16 protein-coding genes are annotated in these 26,219 nt (G+C 42.2%); 15 read left to right on the top strand and 1 reads right to left on the bottom strand.

Going from position 1 to position 26,219, the window contains the following annotated elements:
* Window positions 1-61 precede the first annotated feature (61 nt).
* The 10 genes from AB6F11_RS03975 to AB6F11_RS03930 all read left to right on the top strand — a co-directional run bounded on the left by AB6F11_RS03975 (window position 62) and on the right by AB6F11_RS03930 (window position 18,971).
* Entirely contained in the window at window positions 62-1,744 is a 1,683-nt protein-coding gene (locus AB6F11_RS03975) for an SWIM zinc finger domain-containing protein (RefSeq protein WP_102393896.1), read from the top strand.
* Window positions 1,745-1,876: 132 nt separating this feature from the next.
* Window positions 1,877-5,173, top strand: coding sequence for a type I restriction endonuclease subunit R (locus AB6F11_RS03970; protein ID WP_102393897.1), 3,297 nt, complete (start codon window positions 1,877-1,879; stop codon window positions 5,171-5,173).
* Window positions 5,174-5,185: 12 nt separating this feature from the next.
* The gene (locus AB6F11_RS03965) at window positions 5,186-5,581 is read left to right on the top strand and encodes a (deoxy)nucleoside triphosphate pyrophosphohydrolase (protein WP_102393898.1); all 396 of its coding nucleotides are present in this window, start codon (window positions 5,186-5,188) and stop codon (window positions 5,579-5,581) included.
* A gap of 12 nt (window positions 5,582-5,593) precedes the next feature.
* Window positions 5,594-7,363 carry a DNA/RNA helicase domain-containing protein gene (locus tag AB6F11_RS03960; RefSeq protein ID WP_102393899.1) on the top strand — a complete coding sequence of 590 codons (1,770 nt, stop codon included), beginning with the start codon at window positions 5,594-5,596 and terminating at the stop codon, window positions 7,361-7,363.
* A 95-nt stretch (window positions 7,364-7,458) separates the two neighbouring features.
* A complete protein-coding gene (locus AB6F11_RS03955; protein WP_102393900.1) occupies window positions 7,459-9,531 on the top strand; it encodes an McrB family protein in 2,073 nt (690 codons plus the stop codon).
* 5 nt (window positions 9,532-9,536) lie between these two features.
* Window positions 9,537-10,913, top strand: a complete 1,377-nt coding sequence (locus AB6F11_RS03950; RefSeq protein ID WP_102393901.1) for an McrC family protein — start codon at window positions 9,537-9,539, stop codon at window positions 10,911-10,913.
* Window positions 10,914-11,237: 324 nt separating this feature from the next.
* Window positions 11,238-13,352: an anti-phage ZorAB system protein ZorA gene (gene zorA / locus AB6F11_RS03945; RefSeq protein WP_102393902.1), complete on the top strand. Its 2,115-nt coding sequence runs from the start codon at window positions 11,238-11,240 to the stop codon at window positions 13,350-13,352.
* The gene (locus AB6F11_RS03940) at window positions 13,352-14,083 is read left to right on the top strand and encodes an OmpA family protein (RefSeq protein WP_017083526.1); all 732 of its coding nucleotides are present in this window, start codon (window positions 13,352-13,354) and stop codon (window positions 14,081-14,083) included. The genes zorA and AB6F11_RS03940 overlap by 1 nt, the downstream gene beginning before the upstream one ends.
* Window positions 14,083-15,534: an EH signature domain-containing protein gene (locus tag AB6F11_RS03935; RefSeq protein WP_102393903.1), complete on the top strand. Its 1,452-nt coding sequence runs from the start codon at window positions 14,083-14,085 to the stop codon at window positions 15,532-15,534. The genes AB6F11_RS03940 and AB6F11_RS03935 overlap by 1 nt, the downstream gene beginning before the upstream one ends.
* Entirely contained in the window at window positions 15,525-18,971 is a 3,447-nt protein-coding gene (locus tag AB6F11_RS03930) for an SNF2-related protein (RefSeq protein WP_102393904.1), read from the top strand. The genes AB6F11_RS03935 and AB6F11_RS03930 overlap by 10 nt, the downstream gene beginning before the upstream one ends.
* A gap of 355 nt (window positions 18,972-19,326) precedes the next feature.
* Here the strand turns inward: AB6F11_RS03930 and AB6F11_RS03925 are convergent, their stop codons facing one another.
* Window positions 19,327-20,586, bottom strand: a complete 1,260-nt coding sequence (locus AB6F11_RS03925) for an adenylosuccinate synthase (RefSeq protein ID WP_102393905.1) — start codon at window positions 20,584-20,586, stop codon at window positions 19,327-19,329.
* A 183-nt stretch (window positions 20,587-20,769) separates the two neighbouring features.
* Here AB6F11_RS03925 and AB6F11_RS03920 point away from each other — a divergent pair, with 183 nt between their 5' ends.
* The 5 genes from AB6F11_RS03920 (at window position 20,770) to tnpA (ending at window position 26,116) form a co-directional block, all read left to right on the top strand.
* Window positions 20,770-21,642 carry a LysR family transcriptional regulator gene (locus AB6F11_RS03920; RefSeq protein ID WP_102393906.1) on the top strand — a complete coding sequence of 291 codons (873 nt, stop codon included), beginning with the start codon at window positions 20,770-20,772 and terminating at the stop codon, window positions 21,640-21,642.
* A 276-nt stretch (window positions 21,643-21,918) separates the two neighbouring features.
* The gene (gene dmeF / locus AB6F11_RS03915; protein WP_017059184.1) at window positions 21,919-22,914 is read left to right on the top strand and encodes a CDF family Co(II)/Ni(II) efflux transporter DmeF; all 996 of its coding nucleotides are present in this window, start codon (window positions 21,919-21,921) and stop codon (window positions 22,912-22,914) included.
* Window positions 22,892-23,308 carry a MarR family winged helix-turn-helix transcriptional regulator gene (locus tag AB6F11_RS03910; RefSeq protein WP_017059185.1) on the top strand — a complete coding sequence of 139 codons (417 nt, stop codon included), beginning with the start codon at window positions 22,892-22,894 and terminating at the stop codon, window positions 23,306-23,308. The genes dmeF and AB6F11_RS03910 overlap by 23 nt, the downstream gene beginning before the upstream one ends.
* Before the next feature lie 618 nt (window positions 23,309-23,926).
* On the top strand, window positions 23,927-25,651 hold the full coding sequence (locus tag AB6F11_RS03905; RefSeq protein WP_102393909.1) for a methyl-accepting chemotaxis protein: 1,725 nt from the start codon (window positions 23,927-23,929) through the stop codon (window positions 25,649-25,651).
* A 147-nt stretch (window positions 25,652-25,798) separates the two neighbouring features.
* Window positions 25,799-26,116 carry an IS66 family insertion sequence element accessory protein TnpA gene (gene tnpA / locus AB6F11_RS03900; protein WP_136977485.1) on the top strand — a complete coding sequence of 106 codons (318 nt, stop codon included), beginning with the start codon at window positions 25,799-25,801 and terminating at the stop codon, window positions 26,114-26,116.
* Window positions 26,117-26,219 lie beyond the last annotated feature (103 nt).

Below are 26,219 nucleotides of genomic sequence, written 5' to 3'. Positions count from 1 at the left end.
AGGTGGGAATTAGATGAATCCGAAATAGAACAAAGCAAAGCGTAGGTGGAACCATAATATAATGAACGCAACTAATACTCGTGAAATCGACATTTCTGAATTGACGACACTGTGTGAAACAAGCACTTTGCAAAAAGGCATCTTGCTTTCACGCAGTGGTGCAGTACGCAAGCTTAACCTTGTTGGCAACACCGCGACCGCACAGGTCAAAGGCAGCCTCAATTATCAAGTGAGCCTCGATTTCACTGGCGATCTGGTTGGCACTTGTACTTGCCCTGCGGCGCAATATCAAATGTTGTGCAAGCACGGCGTGGCGGTTGCCCTTTGCCTACAAGACCAAGAACAAGCTTTAAACCAAAGTAGTGAACGAGATACCATAAAAAATCACCTGCAAAGCCTTGGTGAAGAGGCCATGGTAGAGATGCTACTCGAATACCTAGAAGAAGATGAGTACACATGGAATGCACTGCTGACAAAAATTGAAATACGCGAAAAGCCAGCCGTATATGGCGAGCTGAAAAAGTTGGTTACCCAAGCCTTACCGCGAGAACAGCTCTGGGATTGGCGAGAAAGCCATGATTATTTCAACTCAGCAGAAATTCAATTGAACATGATCATTGAATCAATGCAAAGCCTTAACGCCGATCATCAATGGAAATTAATAAACTACCTTGTTGAACGGTTGAATAAGGTGCTAGAGCAAATTGATGACTCCAATGGCGATCGTTATGGCATTGAAAGCATGATTAACGAACACATGCCAAAGACGCTGGCAAAGCTTAATTGGAGTGAGCAAGAGAAAGCGCAGTGGATGTTTGAGCGTTTGACCCATTACGAATTTGACGTATTTCCTTCGATTGAAGAGAGTTTTGGAGCGATTTGGCAATCTAACACCCACTTTCTAACCTTATGCCGCCAAGCGATAGATCAAGCATCGCAAGATGAGAGTAGCTGGAACTTACGCTCATGGGCAGTTCCGTTAATGAAACACAGCTCCGATTGGCGTGAAGTGGCGGAAATTAAACAAAAAATAGCACGAACGTGTCGAGATTATCTTGAAGTTGTTGATATGTTCATTGATGAGCAAGAGCCGTTAGAAGCTGAGTTTTGGTTAGCTAATGCGAAAAAAATGGCGAGTGATTATGAACTTCGTGCGTGCGAACAAGCTCAATTCCGTCTTTATGTTGAACTAGGTGAAATCCATTCTGCATGGGTATTAGCTAACCGTTTGTTAGAACAATCACCAAGCTTTCAATATTATCAACAGTTAGCGAAGTTTAAAGCCAATTACCAAATTGATGATGTTGAATTTTTCTCCCGCACTGAACTGCTACTTGCCAATGCCTATCAACAACCAGACCGCTATAATCAAGCTTCTGATCGTACGGATGCCTTGGTTCTGTTCTATATCGATAACCAGCAATTAGACAAAGCGTGCGAATGGGTTGCCGAACATAAAATATCAATACAAGGACTTATTTCGCTTGCCGATCAAATTGTGAATGATAAACCTGAAAATACGCTGGATTATTATCTGCGAGCAGTCTCATCTTATATCGAACAGACCAATAATACGGCTTACGATCAAGCTTTAGAGTTACTTCGACGTTTAGAGAATATGCTGAAATCGCATCCTACTCAATTGGCGACATTTTATAGTCAGGTGGCGCAACTCGCTACCACGTACAAGCGTAAGCGTAATATGTTCGCTTTAATTCAGAAATATTATTCAAAATATATCTGATTCTGCGGAGGTGACAAGATCTGCGGTGTTGAGAAAATGGAACAAAGCCCGAAACCGAGTTACTACAAAACAAATTTAAATAACTCAATTTAGAAAACAACAAACAACGTCAAACAGCAGTAGGAAAAGGCGATGAGCTTAAAATTTACTGAAGCCAAACTCGAACAGGCCATTATTGAGCTATTGGGTGAGCAAGGCTACCCACACGTAGTGGGTGAACAAATAGCGCGTGAAGACAAAGAACAAGTACTCATCTTAGATGACTTACGCCGCTACCTTGCCAAGCAGTACCGAGGCGATGCTATAACCGAGAGCGAAATTGACACCATTGTTCGTATGATCTCAACGTTGCCTGCCAGTGATTTATACCATAGCAATAAAACCTTCTGCCAATGGCTAACCAATGGCTTTCTGTTTAAGCGTGAAGATCGCTCAAAGAAAGACCTCTATATTGAGTTAATCGACACAAGACATTTGGCACAAGCCTTACGCTTGATGTTTGTCCCGTTGCTAGAGAATAAATCTAAATCAGATAATACTGATAGAGAAGTTGCAGAGGGTAATGTTAGTTACTTAGAAACATATCGCCTAGACCCGACTGATACCAATATCTATAAAATCGTTAACCAGCTAGAGATTGAAGGTGTCGATGAACAAGTTCGAATCCCTGATGGCATCCTTTATGTGAACGGCTTACCGCTGGTGGTGTTTGAATTCAAAAGTGCCGTGCGAGAGAAAGACGCGACCATCTTTGATGCATGGAAGCAAATTTGCGTTCGTTATCGCCGTGATATTCCCAAGCTGTTCGTCTACAACGCGATGTGCATCATCAGCGATGGCGTGAACAACAAAATGGGCAACCTGTTTGCGCCGTATGAGTTTTTTTACGCGTGGCGCAAAGTAACGGGCAACGAGTCTACCGAAAAAGAGGGTATTAATTCCCTCTACACCATGATTGCCGGGTTGTTTAACCAAACTCGATTACTTGATGTAGTGAAGAACTTTGTCTTCTTCCCTGATACCTCTAAGAAAGAGATAAAAGTCTGTTGTCGTTACCCGCAGTACTACGCAGCGCGTAAGCTTTACTACAACATCGACAAAGAACGTAAGCCATACGGTAGTGGTAAAGGCGGTACTTACTTTGGTGCAACAGGGTGTGGTAAGAGCTTTACCATGCAGTTTCTATCTCGCCTATTGATGAAAAGCATCGATTTTGAAAGCCCGACCATTGTACTTATTACCGACCGCAACGATCTCGATGACCAGCTTTCTAAACAGTTCTGTAATGCCTCTGATTACATTGGTGATGAGATGGTGGTGCCAGTTAAAAGCCGTCAAGATTTAAGAGATAAGCTACAAGGCATCAAGAGTGGTGGTGTGTTCCTGACTACCATTCATAAGTTCACCGAAGACATCGAATTGCTTTCAGAGCGTACAAACATCATCTGTATTTCTGATGAAGCGCACCGTTCACAGGTCAACCTCGATAAGAAAGTGGTGATCAAATATCAAGATGGTGTAGCCGTCGATGTGAAAGAGACATACGGCTTTGCTAAGTATCTACACGACTCTCTGCCAAGCGCGACTTACGTTGGCTTCACCGGAACGCCGATAGATGCCACCCTTGATGTATTCGGTGATGCAGTAGACAGCTACACCATGACAGAATCTGTTAATGATGAAATTACGGTTCGTATTGTTTATGAAGGCCGAGCCGCTAAAGTCATTCTTGATAACAGCAAGCTTGAAGAGGTCGAGAAATACTACCAAGCGTGCGCAGAAGCGGGCACCAATGAACATCAGATAGAAGAGAGCAAGAAAGCTTCTGCCAATATGAACGCGATTCTTGGCGACCCTGACCGTATTGAAGCTTTGGCGAAAGACTTTGTTGAACATTATGAAGGGCGAGTTAAAGAAGGTTCCACGATAAAGGGCAAGGCGATGTTTGTCTGTGCGAGTCGTGAAATCGCGTTTGATTTTTATAAGCAAGTCAAAATCTTAAGGCCAGAATGGTTTGAGGAAAAGCTATCAATTGATGGCGTCGAGCTGACTGATAAAGAGAAAGAAGAGTTAAAGCCACTTGCGATGGTGCAAATGGTGATGACGCGCGGCAAAGACGATGATCCTGATCAGTACAGCCTGTTAGGAACCAAGGAATATCGAAAATCGCTCGACCAGCAGTTTAAGAGTCCTAAGTCGAATTTCAAAATAGCCATTGTAGTCGACATGTGGTTAACAGGTTTTGACGTTCCTGAATTGGATACTATCTACATCGATAAGCCGTTGCAGAAACACAACCTGATTCAAACCATCTCACGTGTTAACCGTAAGTTTGAAGGCAAGGCGAAAGGGCTGGTTGTCGATTACATTGGTATCAAGTCGCGAATGAATCAAGCCTTAGCAATGTATTCAAAGGCTGATGAGACTAACTTTGAAGATATTCGTTTTTCTGTCATTGAGGTGAAGAACCACCTCGATCTATTAAGACAGATGTTCCACAAGCTCGATACGTCAGGTTATTACACAGGAGAGCCGTGTAAGCAGCTTGAGTGCCTTAATCAGTCGGCAGAATACATTCTTCAAACCAAGAAAGGCGAAACCCGATTCATGGCTTTAGTCAGCCGTATGAAGGCTGCTTATGATGTTTGCTGTGGTAGTGAATTGTTATCTCAGCAAGAGCGTGACCAAATTCACTTCTATATCGCAGTTCGCTCCATCATCTTTAAGTTAACCAAAGGTGATGCACCAGACACGGCACAAATGAATAAGCGCGTTCGAGAGTTAGTGGCAGAAGCACTCCGTGCCGATGGAGTAGAAGAGATCTTTACCATTGGTGATGAGCACGCCGAAGCGATCGATATTTTTGACGAAGATTACCTAGCTCGCATCAACAAGATTAAGCTGCCTAACACCAAAATTCAGCTACTTCAGAAGCTACTAGAGAAGGCGATAAGCGATTTTAAAAAGGTCAACCAGCTGCAAGGCATGAACTTCTCTAAGCGCTTCCAATCGCTGGTGGAGCAGTATAACGAACGCCGTGAAAATGATGTGTTGAATGGCGAGGAGTTCGATACCTTCTCTCAAGAAATGACGGACATTATCTTTGATATCGTGAAAGAAATGGGCTCGTTTGAAGACCTAGGTATCGACCTAGAAGAGAAAGCGTTCCTCGATATCTTGAACCACATGCGCAAGAAGTACGATTTCACTTACGACGATGACAAGATGCTCGAACTGGCGAAGGAAATGAAAACTACCGTAGACAATGTCGCCCAATATCCAGACTGGGCAGGGCGCGATGATATCAAAGCCAAGTTGAAAGTGGATTTAATCTTACTGCTACACAAATACGGCTTCCCACCAGTAGCCAACGATGATGTTTACAAAGGCGTGCTAGAGCAGGCTGAGAATTATAAGAAGAATAGTTAGGGGCAAGTGAATATGGTTAAAAAAATAGAAGTAGTAGCGGCCATTATTCAACATGAAGATAAAACTTTGTGTGTTCAGCGCGGTCCTTCAAAGTTAGCTTATATCCATGAGAAGTTTGAATTTCCCGGCGGGAAAGTGGAAGTAGGTGAGCAGAGAGAAGAAGCCATTAAAAGAGAGTTGAATGAAGAGCTGCATCTGAATATCGAACATGTAGATTATTTCATGACGGTTGAGCATGCTTACCCTGACTTTCATATCACGATGCACGCTTATTTATGTCCTGTCGAAAACCGAAAGATAGTACTTACTGAGCATATTCAAGCATTGTGGTTAAATCTCGATGAACTAACTTCTTTAGATTGGGCTGCAGCTGATGTTCCCATCGTTGCAAAGTTGCAAGCAAACTGAAGAGGACCGTGAATGACTTATTGCTATGCAAATAGGATTGATGTCTTTCTTCAAGAACAAGAAGAAAACTGGTTGGCCAACATGTGTTCTGAGTTTTGTATTAACTTCCCTGGCTTAGAGCTCGGTGAACTTCAGAAACGAGCTTGGGTTGATTGTTTTCATCATCTTCAGAAAGAACTCTCCAAGCGTGCCCAATCTGATGGCTATGTTATTTTTGAGTATGCTCTACCAATGGAAGGAGGGCGTAGGCCTGATGTTCTGCTTCTAGTCGAAAATAAGCTATTCATTTTAGAATTCAAAATGAAGGATCGCTATCAGCGAGCGGATTATGATCAGCTGTGCGGCTATTATCGAGATCTCTGTAATTACCATCATGAAAGCGCCGAGCTAGAGGTGATTGCCGGTTTGGTTTTGACTCAATCCACCGGTAAATTAACGGATATCGAAAGTAATATCTCAATCCTATCTAGCGATAAACTCAAAGCCTTTCTTGATAAGTATTTAACGGGCGCTCCTACTAACACTGATTTAAAACAGTGGCTTGAATCGCCCTATGCACCATTACCTAATCTAGTAGATGCAGCGGTAGAGATATTTCAAAACAACCCAATAGAAGAACTAAAGAGTGCTAAGAGTGCAGGGATTTATGAAGCGCTTGATGAGTTGGATAAAGTTACTGCTTGGGTTGAGAGCGAAGGAAATAGAAATCGGGCGAGTGTATTAACCCTGGTTACTGGTGTTCCTGGAGCAGGGAAGACGTTGCTGGGTTTGGAGTTTGTACATCGGAACAAAAGAGGTCAGTTTCTATCTGGGAATGGCCCGCTGGTAGATGTCTTGCAATATGCTCTTGATGACAAAACGTTTGTTCGGGCGTTGAAAGACTTTAAACGCGAATACATGAAGCCACGTACAACCCCTCATACTAATTTGGTTGTTTTTGATGAAGCTCAGAGGATGTGGGACGAAAATAAAAACAAGAATTACCAAATGTCGGAGCCTTCTTGCATCATCAGGATCGCAGATAAAGATAAAACGCCTTGTCACTATGTCGCTCTAGTTGGAGAGGGACAAGAGATTTATGTAGGTGAAGAGGTGGGTATTTCTCTTTGGTGTGATGCTTTGAAAAGTAGTGAAGAGCCTTGGATTGTTTTTTGCCCACCAGCGTTAGAGCATCATTTTCAATTCATGAGCAGTAATCGTGTTCGAGTAAACCCATTGCTAAATTTAGATCAGTCTTTACGAGCTCATAGCGCAAGTTTATATCCTAAGTGGGTGGAAGGTGTTTTGAATGATAAGCCGGATGTTGCGCTGGCTAAGCAGACGATTAAAGACGGTTTTAATATCTATCTAACCAGAGATTTGGAAAAAGCCAAAAGATACTGTCTCAATAGATATCAAAACACCAACAAGAAGTATGGCTTGTTAAGTTCGTCAGACAACATCAAGTATAACAAACAACCATTGGGCCCATGGTTCCATGATGACGTTAGTTCTTCGACATCGTGTTGTAGTTTCCAGCGCACAATTAGTGAGTTTGATTGCCAGGGGTTAGAGCTTGATATGCCAGTGCTAATCTGGGCGAAAGACTTTCTCTACGATGGCAGTAGTTGGGTTCTTCATAAAGGCAATAGAAATGTTCAAAACCCTTTTCAAATAAAGCTTAATAGTTACCGGGTACTGATGACAAGAGGTAGAGATGGCGTAGTGTTTTATTTCCCTCAAGAGGCACTGTTCGACGAAACTTACGAATATTTCTTAAGTGCAGGTGCACAATGCCTATAAAGGCAGCAATCATTCAATCAAAACTATAGTTGTGTTTATCAAAATCCTGTTAGAACAGGACAAAGCAAGAATAATAGTAAGGAAAGAGGCTAGGTATGGACGTTTCAAAGCGGTCAGTTGAGGATGCCGTAACTCGGTTGAAGCAAGATGGTTATTACGAAAAGGACTTTCATCACTTTGTTGAAATTGAAGGCAATTTGTATCCAGCAAAAAGACTCTACAGTGTGATTTTTGATGTTCACCACAGTAAGTGTCATACCTCTGACGCTGAGAGGTTTTTTGAAAAGCACGGATATGAACTGGTTAACAAAGACCCACTAAAAGCTATCCCTAGTATTTGGAAAGTTTCCCATGGAGTTGGTGAGATTTCTTCAGCAAATTCAGATTGGTTAGATAAGAACCAGTATATTACGGTACACGAGAGCACAAAAAAAAGCCAAGGCTTGAAGTTTGTTCGAGAGGTGAAAGTCGGAGATATTGTCAGCCTTTGTCGGAGTGGGGATGTTAAAGCATTAGTTAGAGTTGCAAGTGATATAGTTAGCGATCCTGGTTGTCCATTGGGGGCTGGGTGGCAACTTAGAAAATACGTGGTGATAAAGTGGTTGCCTAAATTGGTGCGGTATTCAGGCTTAGGTAATGGATGGGCTCCTAGTTATAACAATACACTGGGGAAAGTTCCACATCAAAAAGCGGAGTTAGAATTGTTTCAGGAAAACATACTGCGCCCATATTATTTAACCAGTCTAATGGACTTAGCTGAATTACCTCAGATAGAGCAATGTTCAAAAGAACCTAGAGATCTTGTGCTTATGCCTCTTAATCAAATCTTATACGGACCACCAGGGACAGGCAAAACCTATCACACTATTGAAGCAGCGGTTCAAGCTGCAGAACCTGAGTTTTATGCCAACCTTAATATTAGCGAACAAGCTGGTGGCGCATCAGAAGAACAACGAACAAAGTTGGTGGAAAAATACAAAGAGCTCACAAGAACTGGTCAAATTCGCTTTGTTACTTTTCATCAAAGCTATGGCTATGAAGAGTTTGTTGAAGGGTTAAAAGCAAACTCTGAGGGTGGTGATATCTCTTATGATGTCGAGAAAGGAGTGTTCCGGAAAATCTGCAAGGAGGCAGAAAAATACAGTACTGAAAAACCAGCATCACAAGGCCACAACTTTGAGGTATGTTGGCAAGCTTTCGCAGCAAAGCTTGCAGAAGTAGACAGTCTTGAAATTAACATGTCACAAACCTCTTTTCATGTTGTTGATTTCAATGAAAAGCGCATTTTCTTTGAGAAAAGTAACGGTAAGAAAGATCACACTCTTAGCATCAATACGCTAAAGCAGATCTTTGAGGGCTCAAGGGAATACTCAACAGGTCTTGGTGTTTACTATAACCCACTGGTTCGTTACTTAAAGGGACTAGTGGATATCGAGCAACAGCCTGCGATTAAACGCCAAAACTATGTGTTAGTTATTGATGAGATCAATCGAGGGAATATCTCAAAAATTTTTGGTGAACTGATTACTTTGATTGAGCCTTCTAAGCGCAAAGGTGCGCAGGAGCCGCTAGAAGTCATCCTACCTTATTCTGGTGATACTTTCTCAGTGCCAGATAACCTATATATCATCGGCACTATGAACACGGCGGACCGTTCATTGGCAATGATGGACACTGCATTACGTCGTCGTTTTGACTTTAAAGAGATGATGCCAAACCCCAAGCTTTTTGCTGATAAAGAAGTTAAGGGCATCAATTTATCTAAATTGCTAGAAACACTAAATAAGCGAATTGAAGTTCTCTATGATCGTGAGCATACGCTCGGTCATGCTTTTTTGTTCCCTGTTTTCAATGAGGTTGATGAAGGTAAGGCGTTTATCGAGCTACAGTCAGCGTTTAAGAACAAGATAATCCCATTATTGGAAGAGTATTTTTATGAAGATTGGAGCAAGATTCGTTTAGTCCTTGGTGACAGTTTGAAGCAAGATGAGAGACTACAATTTTTAAAAAGAACTGAAGACTCCTACAGTGAGTTATTTGGCCCTGAACATGGATTGGAGCTGTATGAGGATTGTAAAGTGACATACTCATTCAAGCCTTTTGGGGCAGGGACTGTTTGGCAAAACCCGGCAGCGTTCAAAGCTATTTACGCAAAAGATAGCGAGTAAGGCTAGTGAAAGCCAAACAAGAAATTACTCTCTTTGAGTATGACTGTTTAGTGAGTGAAGATGTGCTGAAAGATCAGACTGCATCTTCACACGTTCAAGCTATCTCTATATCAGCTTATCAATATCTCAAGCAGCTTTGCTTAAGTAATGAGAATGAAAGAAATCTTCTTCAATTACGTCGTCGAAATGGTATGGAAGTTCTGCAAGTTCAAAACTATGCAGGAGTTATGTTCACGCCAGATAAAACGCAAATTGAAATCTTGCCTAAAATCGGAAAAGGCTTCACAGATGAAGGTATTGACAACAACTATGATGACGCTTATGTGAAAGCTCGGCACACACTACTAGTAATGTTACGTGCGTTGAAAGGTTTATCACATATTCAAACCTCGAATGCTAATATTACTCGCCAAAGAATGCCGTTGTTAGAGGTATTTATAGGCCAGTTCTTACAGTCGGTGAACACGCTCCTAAAACGTGGCTTAAGAAGCGACTATGTACGTAGGGAAGACAATTTAGGTTTCTTAAAGGGGAAGCTGAATGTAGGAAAACAAGTTAGGCATAACTCCATTAGTAAGCATAAATTTTACTGTGAGTACGATGAGTTCTTACTCGATCGTCCCGTAAACCGGTTAATGCATAGTGCTCTAAAACGAGTGAAAGGCTATACGCGGAGTGCAGAAAATCAGAAGTTGTTACAAGAGCTAGACTTTGTATTTAATGAAATACCAGAGAGTAAGGACTACAGCGTTGATTTTTCGAAAGTCAGGCTTGATAGAGGGATGAGTTACTACCAAATACCTTTAGACTGGTGTCGACTAATCTTAGAAGGCTTTTCTCCACAAACGATGAAAGGTGGTGCTAACGCAGCTTCTCTTTTATTCCCTATGGAGAAGGTATTTGAAGACTACGTTGCTAAAGTTTTAAAAGAACAACTAGCGGTCAGTCATCCTAAGCTCAGTGTTAGTACACAAGTTACTGGTGAGTACCTTGCCCGTTATGACGGTAGAAACAAATTCAGTTTACGCCCAGATTTGATTATTAAGGAAGGGAGCTCCAATCAAGTCGTGCTCGATACGAAGTGGAAGCTTCTCAATACCAAGTTAAGTAATTCAAATATCTCCCAATCGGATATTTACCAACTGTTTGCTTATGCAAAAAAATACCTTGCGGATGATGAAAGTGGTCAGGATGTGGTGCTGATTTACCCTAGCCAAGACAACTTTGATGAAGCACTGCATTTCCCCTTTGAGTTGGGAGGTGGGCATCAGCTTTGGGTCGTACCATTCGATATATCAGAGAAGAAACATACGGGCATCAGATGGCCATCAGCTTTCCACTTACCCTCTCGTATTGAAGTTCTTCAACAGCAATCAAACTAATGCGAGTGCGGGAAAGACTCTAAGAGTTGATTGTAATGAACTAGATCAATATACATGTGATGGATCAATCTATTATTGCGCCATGAATTATGTACTAAGGCTTGGTGGATATTTAGAAAGAGCTACGAGTTAGATTATCAAAATACCTTAAAAGAGATAACGAGCCACAGGCATAAAAAATATATAAAGCTTTGAAAACTTTTAGCAATAGATGAAGTCTTCGCAGCTTCTTTAACACAAAGCACTCAGCGCATGGTTGAGTTGTAGGTTCATAGAATATCAACAATCAAGTTTGTTGACGTATTAATTTTGGAAGTGATTTAAATGAAAGATAGCCTTAACCTCTCCAGTTTATGGCCCGACTTGAACAGTCTAAACGTAATTCCACCACAAACAGCAGATCAGTTGAGTGCCTTGTTTGTGGTGATTTTGTGGTTTGTAGCGGCATTTTTCTTACTGTGGTCTATATCTGCTTTCATTCGAGCTACTCGTCGTGTGAAGTGGTTAAATCATTTGCTTAATGATGCTGAGAAGGCAAACCCTGCAGATAGTAGACATGACTTAATTGCCAAAGCAGAACTAAAGAAAAATTCAGTAGGGCATTTGTGGCTAGAATTTGATGAAACGCTGTTGGAAGTCAGAGGACCTGACGAGGTGTTACGGTTACATAATACATTTGATGCTGACTATTTCTTCAATAGTTCCACTCTGGCTGGTGGTAGCACTGAGAATAGAATGATAGCTGCAGTGCCTGGTTTCTTAACGGCCTTAGGGGTAATCGGTACTTTTGTGGGTTTGCAACTCGGTCTTTCTGACTTAAACATTGCAGGTAATGTGGATGTAAATGAAATGAAAGATGGGGTGGCGGGAGTTATCAATGGAGCAAAAATTGCTTTTATGACATCAGTCTGGGGTGTCCTATTGAGCGTAGCTTTCAATTTCATTGAAAAAATACTTGAACAGATTATTAGGAAAAAGATTAAGGTTCTGCAAAATAGAATTGACAGATTATTCCCTCGATTGAGCGCTGAAAACCAATTGCAATCTATTGCGAACAATAGCCAGCAGTCACGTGAAAGTCTACAAGGGCTAGCTGAGAAAATTGGCGAGAAAATGCAAGAGTCTTTAGTACAGGCAACTCAGGGCATTCAACAAGGCCTGGAGAGCAGCTTAGAAAAAATTATGGCTCCTGCTATTAATAAGCTCGTTGACGAAACCTCTGACGGTAATCAGAAAGCATTAGAGAGTGTTCTTCAATCATTCATGGATGGTTTCGGGCAGCAGGGTGAACAGCAGCGTGTTGCTATGGATAGTGCCTCTAAAGGAGTGAATGAAACTTTAGAATCTATGAGCACATCTTTGGCAGCATTTGTTAATAAGCTTGAAGTTCAGCAGAGCGCATCAACGGAGAGAGAGAAAGAGCTGATTTCTTCGATTTCTGTACAGGTATCTGAGTTAGTAACACAAGGTAATGAGCAAAAGAGAATGATGACCGAGTTTGTGGAGAAACAGGTCTCAGAAATGGGTGAGCAACTTAGCCAGAGAGAGAGGGCAGCTTCGGAAAGAGAACAAAAGTTGGCTTCTTCTATGGAAACGACAATTAAAGAACTTGTCGATAATGTGTCGGGGCAAAGCCGAGTGTTAACAGAATTTGTTAATAACCAAGTAGGTGAACTTACACAAACGTTCTCTAAGCGTGATGAGCAGTCAAACCTGATGGAAAAAGAGCGCAATGACATGTTTGTTTCTCAAACAAATGCAATGAAATCGGGAACTGATGAGCTACTAGCACAAGTTAAATCAAGTGTTGATATGCAGCAATCTGCGTCTCATCAGGTTTTAGAACAAGGTAAGCATCTTCAAAATAGTATTGAAACTTCTGTATCTGCATCTGCGAGAGCGACAGAGAGTATGCAGCTATCAGCGGTAGAGTTGAGAAATGCAGCTGACAGTATGAGCGTCTTTGGCTCGAATATTAAAGATGCGGGTAATAAGCTTTCAGGAGCAGTAACTGAAGCTGTAAGCCGTACTAAAGATTTGGCTGAACTGAATCAGTTAAGCGTAGAGAAAATCCACTCCTTGAGAGAGCAACTTGTTGAAGACACAAGTAAATTTGGTGAACTTGCTGATAAGATTAATGGCATGTTAGATAGCGCAGAATCGTCGTTCAATCAATTACGTTCTACTCAAAATGAGTTTTTGACAGAGCAAAAGAGTAACCTGACCGAACTAACTTCAGAAATGAAAAATAACGTGAAGGAGCTGAGTGAGCAAATGTCGACCCTACTGGAAGAGTATGCTGATGAGGCAAATAGCCAAACCAATGAACACCTAAAAATTTGGTCAACGACTAGTACTCAATACGCAACGCAGATGGTTAATGCCGTCAATGCAATTTCAAGTGTCGTAGATGAAATCCAAGACAAAGTGAGTCACTAATGCGTAGAGGTTCGCGATACCAATCAAACGGTTCAGTTGACGAAGAAAACCCGTATTGGGTTTCCTTTTCTGACCTTATGTCAGCGCTTCTTGTTATCTTCATACTGGCCGCTGTAGCGTTAATTATTGAACTTACTCAAAAGACAAATGATGTTGAAGCAGGAATAGAAGAACTAAAAAAAGCTGAACAGGCGAGAAAAGACATAATCTATGACGTTAGAGATGAATTAGCTAAACGAAATGTTATCGTTGAGATCGCCGATAATGACACTGTAATACGTATACCTGAGAGCACTCTAACGTTTGCTTCAGGTAAGGATTCCATCCCAAAGAGCCCTGAAGTCCAACAGGCGGTAAAAGATATTGGTGCTGTGCTTCATATGGCTGTTCGAAAGAACGAAAGATTCAAGTACCTAGATACAGTGTTTGTAGAAGGACACACTGATAGTGATGGGATCCATTATCGAGGGAAGGGGAACTGGGGTTTATCTGTAGATAGAGCTATATCAGTCTGGAATGTTTGGCAAGCTGAAGTAGAACTTACACCTAAATTGGGTGAATTAGAAAATGCATTTGGACAGCGACTTTTTTCTGTAAGCGGTTATGCAGAAACGCGCAGAGCGAATCTACAAGAAGCTAACCAACAAGATAAAAGCCAGAACCGAAGAATCGATATTCGCTTTACGGTCAAGAAACCATCTATTGCTGACTTAGAAAGGATTGTTAATTAGTGCGCCTTCGTATTAAAAAGCTACCGGTAACTTTACGTCATGATCCTTTGGGTAAGTCAATAGAGGAGCTGTCTCAGCTCACCCAGAAACTTGGAGTACTGTCCAAGAACGCTGGTATTGAAAATACTAAATTTAAGTCAGCATACGGTGATGTCTACAAAGCACTGATAGCTAACAAGGCTGTGGAAGATGTAGTAGATACTTCTGTTCATGTGCGAGCGTTGGCAATCTCTTTGCAAACTGACATAAAAAATAAAGTCAGCTTTACTCGTCGTCTTCTCAATAAGATCACAGAAATCGTGGGGAAGCCTAGTGCACTTGTTATTGAATCATTTTATCAGCATTTCCTATCAGAGTATGACCAGCTAACGGATTGTGATGCGACCGCTGAATGGTTATTAGAAGCGAAGCAAAAGAGAGGCTACGAGGGAGAGTTTGATGAGAAACTCCTGTCAAGCAATGGACCTCAGTGGCTCGCTAAGCAAGCAATCGAAAGAAATATTGATTTTGACCATTGGATTAATGAGCTTGATTTACAACATTACGCTAATGGTCGCTATTTGACGACAGCTAAAGGGATCTATTACGTAGAACAGCTTGAAACGATTCCGATCGGTATCGATCATCCATTGTTATCTGAGGTTCAGAAAAAGGCAGTTTTTGAAGCTCAATATGATTCAGAGGACTTGTTAGGACACAAGATTCTGCGAATTTTAATTGGTCGTTCTATTGGTTCTCATATGAGTGAATCATGGATGAATGTAGTGCTTGCTGTGGCAGGAGATCCTCGAGTGCCAAGCTCCAATCCACGGTACATAAAGTGGTGGAGAAATATTGATGCTCAGTTGACTCAAGCGGTTCGGGGATGGTTGTCTAAATTAGACCTTAAGTTGTTCTTAGAGGCTTTGGAGGATTATTCGTATTCCTCATCCAACTATGAACTACAAAGAATGTACCCATCTAGGAAGCATTTTTTAGAAGGAATGTTTGATGCAGGTGTTATTACTAATACACGACTGTATCTGAGTCGAGATGCCGCTCAATATTTGAAACGAAATTATGACGCTAAACACTTGCCAAACTTTTCGACAGTGAAAGATGGGGATAAGTCTATCATCTATGTTCAGATGGAAGGCGCACACATGATTGAGGGAAGCCATAGTTGTTACTTATGGCTTTACAGACACTTAGAACCTTCAGCTTGTGTGTTCAATTATAATATTACTAGTCCAACTTATTCGCAGTTGACCAGTGGATTAAATTACCAAATGACTAATTTATCCGGTGGGGCGACAGCAAAGATTACGCATTCTCCTTCAAGTTATTCTTGGCAGCGACGCGCATTGACTGAACTCAGAGACTTAGGGGTTCAATTGACAGCTAAAGATATTCTTTCTAGTGATGATTATGTCGACTTTAAACAACGTTTCGGAGTAAGAGAATGGAGCTAACTTCTTTAATCAGTAGATTTTTTTCTGGTTTAGATAAAACATCCAAATTTGATTTGGTATGTGATGGTAGCCTTGATTTCACTGCTTCGAAGTCTAACTTAGAAAAAATACGAAGCGGTCGAGCAAATGAGTGGTTCACCGCTCAATTTGTTGCTCTTAAAATGCTTGAAGAACAAGGAGAAGTAACATCGTTTCCCGATGGGTTTATGATGCCTGCATCGACTGCTGTTCGCTTAGATTCAGAGTTGATGACTCTTTTAGGCCTTCCTGAACTTTGGGGAGGAGTAATTGATGCTGACATAAAAGGAAAGGCAAGCAATCCCGACTTTAAAATTGACTTGGCAGTGACTACGCAACAAGGTCGTTCAACGCTTAATTATTCAATTAGTGGTCCTTTTATTAGGTTTGGAAAAGAGGCAGAGTATTTGTTAACACCATCACAGTTGATGGTGTTTGAGGCAAAAAATCTTCATCAAAACTCCGAAAAGTCTGAGTACGATAATTTGCTTTTTCTTCATGCTCTTCAAGAAGCGCAATACCAAGGCTGTCGGTTAAAGTTAAAACATTTTGATAAATTAAGAATTTTAACGCCTAGCTCAGTGACAGTAGATGTGCAGCTTAACGCTAATGGGGACCTTATATTAACGCCTAATATGGGGCAACATGCTAGCCATGAAGCTATCCAGAGGGTGCTAGGTCAATTACAAAGTGATAGTTCGGTTTCTCTTAAAGTAGGAGATGAGATAGTACTTTTTTCTGAGGAAAAACTGAAAGCTGTCAAAGAAGTTATCAGCAATAGGGTTGTACCAAAAAGCCAGGTTAAAGCATTTTTGGAAAATCCCACTGCATTTATTGACGCGAGCTTAGTTGACCTTGATTTAGGGTTTTCTTTAAGGGTTCGTGGTGCAACGGCATTTAAGCATGCCTATTTTGGGGAGACGGATGAATCCGGTATTGATTGGTTTGGTACTTCATTAACAACAGAGGCCATTTATCCAATATCAAAGCTCATTGATGCAATTGATGACAGGCCCGCTTTATTAGAAGTAAGCAAAAAACTCGATGACGCTCAACATACCGGAGCTACAGTTTTTGATTACGAAGGGAAGTCGTATGACATTGGTGATCGTGAGGCTGTGAGTAAAACACTTGTAGCAATCGAAGACAAAATTTCTAAACCAGCTGGTGATACTTCTGAAGATGAACCTGGAGAGTTGGAGAAGGACTCTAGTGAAAAAGAGATCCATGTTGTTGATATCGATCTAAATGATGAGGAGTTGTCAGAAAACTCCCCGCAGGTTGATAAATTGATCGCAGATATGGCGTGGGAAGGTGAGTTAAATTGGGACAATCACAAACGAAAACCATTCCCGCATCAAGAGGTAGGCGTTAGGTGGATTCTGGGGGTAGAACAGAAGATTCTTACTGAACCAAGTATCAGCGGAGCTTTACTAGCTGACGATATGGGTTTAGGGAAAACCTACATGGCTCTCTCCGCTATAGAGCATATGTACCAACGTATGACGATTGACGCTAAGACTAAGAAACCGACATTAATCGTTGCTCCGTTAAGTCTGCTTGAAAACTGGAAAGATGAAGTAGATAAAACATTTGAAGCGTCTCCTTTTAAAGACATAGTCATTTTGCAATCGGCTGCCGATCTAAACAGATACAAGATGGGTGGCGTTGAAATCCGAAATCAAAAGAATTCAGATGAAGAGCTTGAACCTAAATACTCTTTAAAAGTAGGAAAGAACTTTGGTTCCGAACGTCTAGACCAACCACAACGACTTGTTATTACTACTTATCAAACGTTACGGGATTATCAGTTTTCATTGTGCTTAATTGATTGGGGTGTTGTTGTTTTCGATGAAGCTCAGAACACTAAAAATCCTAATGCCCTGCAAACCAGGGCAGCTAAAGGACTGAAAGCGGATTTTAAATTGGTCGCTACCGGTACGCCGGTGGAGAATAGCTTGGCAGATTTTTGGTGCTTAATGGACACTGCCTCTCCCGGGTATTTAGGGACTTATCAGGAGTTCCGTTCTCACTACATTTCACCTATTCTCAAATCTGCCGGAGATGAAGTTGAAGAGGTCAGAGCTAGACTAGGGAGAGAGTTGCGTATTGCGGTGGGTGCTTTGATGCTTAGACGAGTTAAAGAAGATAACCTGAAGGGCCTACCGGCTAAGAATATGTATGCTGGTGGACACTTTGATGGGTGGGAGTACCTGAAAGAATTAGAATCTACGATGGTCGGGTATCAGCGCGATGTCTATGAAGGAACGATAAGTAATCAAATTGAAAATGAAGATAGTCATGCCTTAACTACATTAATGAGATTACGAGACAGTTCATTACATCCGAGATTAAGTGACGGTGGACGACTAGAACTTCCTAGAAGCAGTAAAGTGGCTCGTGAATTATATCTAGAGTCGGGGAAATTAAGTTCATTGCTTGAGACTCTTGATAGAATTAAGAGCCGACAAGAAAAATGCATCATTTTTGCCGTAAATAAGCGTCTACAGAGCTTTTTAAGCATCACCCTCGGTCAAATCTATGGTTTAGGGCCACTGTCGGTAATAAATGGTGATGCTAAAGCTGTAGCTAAAAGAAAGTCAGTTCCAACTCGTAAATCCATGATAACGGACTTCGAAGCTAAAGAAGGCTTTAATTTGATTGTTATGTCACCAGTGGCGGCGGGTGTTGGTTTAACTGTCGTTGGCGCTAATCATGTCGTCCATCTGGAGAGGCACTGGAACCCAGCTAAAGAAGCTCAAGCAACCGATCGGGTGTATCGAATTGGGCAAACAAAAGATGTTCATATTTACATCCCTTTGTTACATCATCCTGAGTTTGAGTCGTTTGATGTCAACCTTCATAGGCTACTAACGCAGAAAACTTTATTGAAAGACGCTGTAGTCACTCCAGAGGATGTTGTACCGCAGCCATCTGGTGTCGGAGGGAGCATTACTGGGGATCTCATTAATAAACGTATAACACCTGACGAGTTGGACAAATTGAGTTGGCAGCAATTTGAGGCTCTGTGTTTGACGCTCCTGTCCAAGCATTATGATAGTGAAAGCGCGTGGTTAACGAATGCTGGTACTGACCATGGTGCCGATGGTGTAATCCTGACTCAGTCGGGCAATATTCTAATGCAAGCTAAATATACGCAACGAAGATACGATGGATATAAAGGTATACAAGAGATTCACTCTGCTAAGCCGATTTATGAATCTGAGATGCAGAAAACTTTCGGCCGTTTAGTATTTATAACTAACTCACCATCGTTAGCTAAGCGAACTGATGATATAGCTAAAACATGCGGGGTTGAGGTTATCGATAGAGCTAAGCTGCTAACATATCTAGATGAGAATGAAGTGACTTACAAAGATGTTCTAACTCGTCTTGAGAAGCGTAGGCTTAAGGTGTGAAAATTTTATAATACGTGCTGGTACCGTTTATGGTCGACCAGCATGTTTGTTTTGTAAAAGTAATCTGCTCTTCAGATAAATTTAGTGCTGATCTTGTCTCAGAAGTTGAGTTTTTTCCGAAGTAACACCTGAGGTAACATCTTAAAACTCGATTTTTATAATGTTTATTTTAATCAATTGGATAGGTTGGATAGGTTGGATAGTAGAGTCCAGTAGCGGCACCACATTATACGAAAGAGCCCACCTAGTGTGGGCTTTTTTGTGTCTGTAATTCCTTGTGTTATCTCGTTCTTTATGAACAATCAAAAAAGTCCACTGAATGTGGGCTTTGATGTAGATCTTGTCGTCTTCTAAGCTAAGCTCGAATGATCATTTGCTCGCGCTCAGGACCTACCGATACCATCACGATTGGCACACCCATCAGCTCTTCGATACGAGTAACGTAATCTTGCGCTGCTTGAGGAAGGCTCTCAAACGTGCGGCAACCCGTGATGTCTTCATCCCAGCCAGCCATATCTTCATATACGGGCTTTAGCTCAGCCGTTTGTGGCCAAATCGGGTTCTCAGTATGTTCACCTGAGTAAGCGGTACAGATCTTAAGTTCAGACAAACCAGATAGGCAGTCAATCTTAGTCAGTGCGATTTCAGTCGCGGCTTGTAGGTCAACGCCGTTGCGAGTAGCTACAGCATCAAAGTAACCCATATCACGTGGGCGACCCGTAGTTGCACCATATTCGTTAGAGCTTTCGCGGAAGCTGTCTTGCTCTTCCATTGCTGTAACGAGCGTGCCAGTACCCACAGACGAACTGAACGATTTAGCAACGGCAATAATACGCTCAGGGCGAAGGGCAGGTAAACCGCTGCCAATGCCTGCATAAGCTGCAGTTACATTCGAAGACGTTGTCCAAGGGTATTCACCGTAAACAAGGTCACGACCTGCGCCTAACTGAGCTTCAAACAGTAGGTTTGCGTCTTGCGATTGCAGTGCTTTAAGCGGCTCTGTCACGTTGCAAATGAACGGGCGCCAAGCTTTAGTCACTTCAAGTAGCCATTCTGTCATTTCAGAAGCAGTCTGAGAGAAGTCACACTGAGGGTATAGAGCTTTAAGTTGAGGCATCTTCCAATCAAGTAAAAATTGAATACGCTGCTCCAAAATCTCAGGTTGATTCAGCCATCCCACAAGAATGCCTTTCTTCATCACGCGATCGCCGTATGCTGGTGCAATACCTTGACGTGTTGAGCCATAAGCGCCGTCACCCAAACGCTCTTCTTCAAGGGTATCTTCAAGGGCGTGTAAGGGGAGACACAGTGTCGCACGGTCTGAAATCGCCATTTTTACTTTGATGCCAGCTTCTTGAACTTCTGCAATCTCTTGAGTTAGCGCAGCAGGGCTGATCACCATGCCAGGGCCAAGAACCGCTGTACAGTCAGGATTAAAAATACCACTCGGTAGTTGATGCAGTTTAAACGTACCGAAGTCGTTTACTACGGTATGGCCGGCATTGTTTCCGCCTTGAAAACGAATGCTAGCAGAAGCTTGGTCTGCTAAAAAATCGACGATGCGGCCTTTGCCTTCATCACCCCAGTTTGCGCCCACAACAACGATAGATGGCATAATTTTTCTCCTAACTGATTGAGAAATCATGTTAGGCCTACAAAGTGGATAAGAGAAATTAATTATCTTTATTATCTTGATAAGGATTTCATATATCCTTAAAGTCTTAAGCTATAAACGAGATTCCCTATCGCGTTCGTTTATCACTGTAGGGAATGATATAAGTGACACGAGAGAGGGGACATGATGCTCGATATTAATTTGTTGAAGACGTTTGTGACGCTTGCGGAGTACAAGCATTTTGGGAAAGCGGCCAATGCACTGCACATGACACAACCCAATGTGAGTTTGCACCTAAAACAACTAGAACAACAAACACGCATAAGGTTGATTGAGAGAAGCCCATTTCAATTGACTCAAGCGGGTCAGCGGCTATTGGAAACAAGCCAAAGAACGCTACTCGAACTGCAGATTTGTCAGGCCGATCTCAATGCCATTAACGACCTTAAAATAGGGACGTTAACCATTGCCGTAAGTGACATCATTTCTCGATTTTTGCTAATTCGTCCGTTCCAGAAGTTCAAAGCGCAGTATCCCGGTATTGACCTTACGCTCTTGAATACCACGTCATCTCAGGCATCGAATTTAGTTAAAAATGCTCAAGCGGATATTGGTTTTGTTATCGCCAAAGAGCAGCACAACGAGTCTTTGTATTTCACTAAGCTGCAAGAGCTTTCTTGGTGTGCGCTTGGCGATGGGGTTGATATCCGAGACTCTGATGCAGAGCTCACTTTGATTCTACTAGGTCATGATACGAGAACGCGTGACTTTATTGATGAAGGTTTACCAAGCCTTAATCTACCTAATTATAGGGTGATGGAAGTAGGGAGTGTCGATGCTCAAATCGACTGGGCAGAAGCGGGATTTGGTGTGGCTATTGTCCCGGAGTTTGCGGTATCAACCAAGCAGCACCTGCATTCGAAAGTGACACCATTGACCAACTTCTCGAGCACCAGTCTTGGTTATATTGTTCGGCAGAACCAAGTCTTGTCGAAAGCAACCAAGCAGCTGTTAGGTTGGGTGAATGATGAGATTATTTCATTGCAAAACAAATAAATACAATCATTGAGTTTGACTCAATCAGCCCACCTCGAGTGGGCTTTTTTGTCCCTGGAAAGCCTCGTTTTTACTGAATCAATAATCTTTGGAACAAACTAGCGCTCACCATCAACTATTCGTCCCGCAAATCAGAGTTTCAAAATTCATCGTTGACAAAGTTTGATAATCAAACTAAATTTCAAATTATTACTTTGATTGTCAAATTACTTGTCAATCAAAGGGCTTTTATTTGCAACGATCATCTAACCACAAACACAAGCTAAGGACGCCATTTTGAGTTTTCCAACACGTCACCAACACAACTTTTCTTCACATAACAGTCAAGGTGAGAAACGCACGTTCTATGTCCTGTTATTGACCGTCGTTACCATGGTTGTCGAAATTGTTGCAGGTACTATTTACGGCTCGATGGCATTGCTTGCCGATGGTTGGCACATGGGGACGCACGCCGCAGCGTTTGGTATCACCTTATTTGCATACCGTTATGCGAAGAAACATGCCGAGAGCGAACGTTTCTCTTTCGGTACTGGCAAAGTCAGCGTGTTAGGGGGCTACACCAGCGCGATTGCATTGGGGATTGTGGCATTGTTGATGCTGGTGGAATCAGTACATCGTTTGTTTAACCCACAAGCGATTCAGTTCAATGAAGCGATCATCGTTGCTTGTATTGGTTTAACTGTGAATGTGGTGAGTATGTTTTTACTTGGCGATCACCATCATGATCACGGACACGAGCATGGCCACAATCATAGTAAGAATCACGGTCATTCACATAGCCATGAGCACGACAGCGACCATGGTCATAAACATGGCGAGCATCACGGACACCATCATGATCACAACCTACGCGCAGCCTACATGCATGTGTTGGCGGATACTCTAACTTCGCTGCTTGCGATTGTTGCGCTGCTATTTGGTAAGTTTTACGGTTGGAACTGGTTAGATGCAGCAATGGGAATGGTTGGCGCATTCGTGATTGCTAAGTGGACGATGAACCTTATGAAACAAACCAGCCCAATCCTGCTGGATGAGAATATCGACCAAGATTATCGTGACTCAGTGACCAAAACCTTAACGCCTTATGCGTCGGTCACCGATTTCCATATGTGGAAGGTGAGTGGGCATCACTATTCAGCAGCGATTACTCTTGAATCAAACAGTGATAAAACCGTCTCTGAATATAAACAAATGCTCGCCAAGTTTGATAAGATTAATCATCTTACTCTTGAAGTGCATTCAAACGACCATGCGAAATATAGAACAGCTTAACCAAATACTGACTGAGTTCTACGATAAAATGTCTTCGTGGGAGCAGTCTGTTGTCAAAGAGACGGGTTATTCCCTGGCTCAAGTACACACCATTGAAGTACTTGGTATGCATGGTGCGTTAAGAATGAAAGAGCTCGCTGAAAAGTTGGGTATTACCACGGGTACACTTACTGTTCAAATAGAAAAGTTGGTTAAAGCTGAATTGATTGAGCGCCATGAACACCCAACAGATCGTCGTGCGATTGTGGTTGCCTTGACGGATGAAGGGCAGAAGATACACGTTCACCACAATCAGCTTCACTTGAATTTGGTTAATGAGCTGACGCAAGATATCGAAGAAGACGAGAAAGCGGTGTTATTGAAGTGCCTAACCAAGATGGTAAAAGCGTTTTAGCCAGCCTTGAATTCGCACCTAACTCTTTAGCTGCAAAGCGATTGACTAGAAAATCAAAAGATGGACCTGACTCGAATTGAGTAGGTCCATTTTTTTCGCCGTTTACGCTCTACTGTACAATCATCAATAGACGGATTCACTGTTTAAAAACCAAGTCAAAACCTCCAATATTGCGCTTCGCTCGTGCTCTTCTGGAGAGCCAAAAAAATGTCATCATAAATAATGCATCCAAATGTGCGTCAAAGTCTTTTAATTCAATGCCTTGTACACCATGACATTCAAGCCATTTATGTTCCGTCAAATAGCTGTCTCTCACTTTTATCATTCAACTAATGTACATGTATTCAATTTGTGTTATTGATGCTTTTATCTTTAGTGAAAAGATTCATTCTCTGTTTGAATACCATTGAGAATGTCACTGCTGGTGGGCTGAACAGTCGCTAGATTTAGTGCTCATTACTGATACAAAAAATATAACAATAATCAGGTCGCGCAAGTTGGATATCCATTCTTTGATGCGATTTATTTGGATACTCATAGTTAATTTAGTAAAGACGAGCCACGTATATGAACATAAAGAAAAAGCTCTATTCGTTGGGGATGTTCTCCATCTTCGGCATGATTTCACTGCTGTTTACCACATCACAATTTGCAGACACCACCGCTCAAATGAGCGAAGCCAAACAAATTACCAAAGAGCTTGAAGTGCGTTTGCTCAACCTTCGCCGTAACGAGAAAGATTTTTTACTGCGTAGCGATATGAAATACCTCGACAAGTTCGACGTAAACTACAACAAATTCTTAGCGTCTGAATCTGAGCTAGATACAGTGCTCAGTGATTTAGGTTTAGCCAACAGCACACACCTACGTGAAGACATCGAAACCTACCACACCAGCTTTGTTAACTTAGTTAAAGCGAGCGAAGTCTATGGGCTATCACGTGACAAAGGTATGCTAGGCGAGTTTCATGTTTTGCTCGATAACATCAGCGCGACAGCCAGTGCGGAACAAAAAATCGAGCTTTACCTGTTCAATGACTTAATTGAGAAGGGGGAGTTTGACCCGAGTGTTCTTTCTATAACTTCAAATATGAGTAGCTCAGCTGCTTTGATTGACGCTGCTCGCCAAGTGGTTGAGCAAAAGCGAGTGATTGGCTTGAAGCACAACGAAGGTCTGCTTGGGCAAGCTCGCTCGGGTTCTCATGCTATCGAAACTCAATTTAAAGAGTTCTCCGCGGTGCTAGACCAACAAACGCAGCAAGAGATGGACAAGCTATCGCTGATCAACAACATCCTTTGCGTCACGCTACTCGTGTCGATCATTCTGTTCAGCTGGTTAATCGTCCGTTCTATCATTGGTAAAATTGAGTCACTGCTTTCGGTGATTCGTAACATCGTTGATTCTAACGACGTGTCTATTCGTTCGCACCTTGATGGCAAAGACGAACTCAGCACTTTAGGCCAATACTTCAATCAACTGTTGGATCAACTGGAAGGGCTTATCGCTGCCTCTCAATCTAAGTCACTGCAACTGACACAAAGCACATCGAACATGCATGATGAGCTAGAGTCAGTAATCAAACAGTTTGAAGTTCAAGCAAATCACACATCTACAATGACAACGTCAGTTCAAGAGATGGTACTCACCATTGGCGAGATCTCTGAAAGCACATCGGTTGCCGCTGAAGGTGTACATCAAGCGAAAGTGAATGCCGATAAAGGCCGTGAAGTGGTGGTTGAAACCATCAGCAACATCACCCAGTTGTCTGAACGTCTTTCAAGCAGCCAAGATTCGATCAGTTCACTGAACCATCATGTTGACCAGATCGGCGATGCAGTAAACATCATCCAAGGCATTGCAGAACAAACTAACCTATTGGCATTGAACGCAGCAATTGAAGCAGCACGTGCGGGTGAACAAGGTCGTGGCTTTGCGGTAGTTGCCGATGAAGTACGCGCACTAGCAAGCAGAACGCATCAATCGACCACAGAGATAACTTCAGTGGTGAGTGCAATTCAAAGCCAGATGCAGGCGTCGATGGCAGAGATTGGCGAGTGTAATCAACAAGGTCAACTAACGCTGAAAGATTCGGAAGAGCTGGATGCGAGCTTGCAACTTATCTTGAGCGACATGGAAAGCATCCAAGGTAATTCAGAACGTATTGCTTCAGCGATTGAAGAGCAGGGCGCAGTAATGGCGCAAGTGAGTGACTCAATTACTGAGCTGAACACTATCTCGAACGACAATAACGCTTCGGCGCAGCATTGCTTAGTTGAAGTGGACAAGGTAGCAGAGCAAGCGAACGATATGGACCAAGCGGTCGCGCAGTTCAAGACTTCATAAAAAACATAGAACTTACTAAAACAAAAGGCGTGGATCATCTACGCCTTTTTTGTGCCTGAAATTCAAAGTAAGCGTGTCACGAACCCCGCATTCTAATTAACCAGCACGAAGAATAAGATCATCTCTCCAACCCAAAGGAGAGTTGAAATGGTAAAACGACGCACCGACCTAGAATGGCAATCACTGTTTGAACAATATGAAAGTAGCAGTGTTACCCAACGCGCTTTTTGTGAAGAGCATGGACTGAGTTTATCCACGTTCTTCGCCAAACGGCGTCAACTCCAAACAGCAAGCCAATCGGAATCTGTCGGATTTGTTAAAGCCGAAATCGTTGAAAAGACAACCAAGTATCAGGCCCAGATAGCTACGGCGAACATGACACTTCTCATCAATGATGTGGAGCTGAGCATTCCTCAAGGCACGCCAGCCACCTATCTTGCTGAACTCATTGGAGCTTTGTCATGAAAGGTATGCTCAGCGCTCCAGACATTTACCTTTATCGTGAAAGCGTCGATTTTAGAAAGTCCATCAACGGCCTTGCAGCGATTATCGAAAATGATACTGACTT

It is taken from the genome of Vibrio sp. 10N.247.311.14 (assembly GCF_041467715.1).
Lineage (GTDB): Bacteria > Pseudomonadota > Gammaproteobacteria > Enterobacterales > Vibrionaceae > Vibrio > Vibrio crassostreae_C.
Note: the sequence above shows the minus strand (reverse complement) of the source record. Positions and strands in the feature narration are given on the sequence as shown.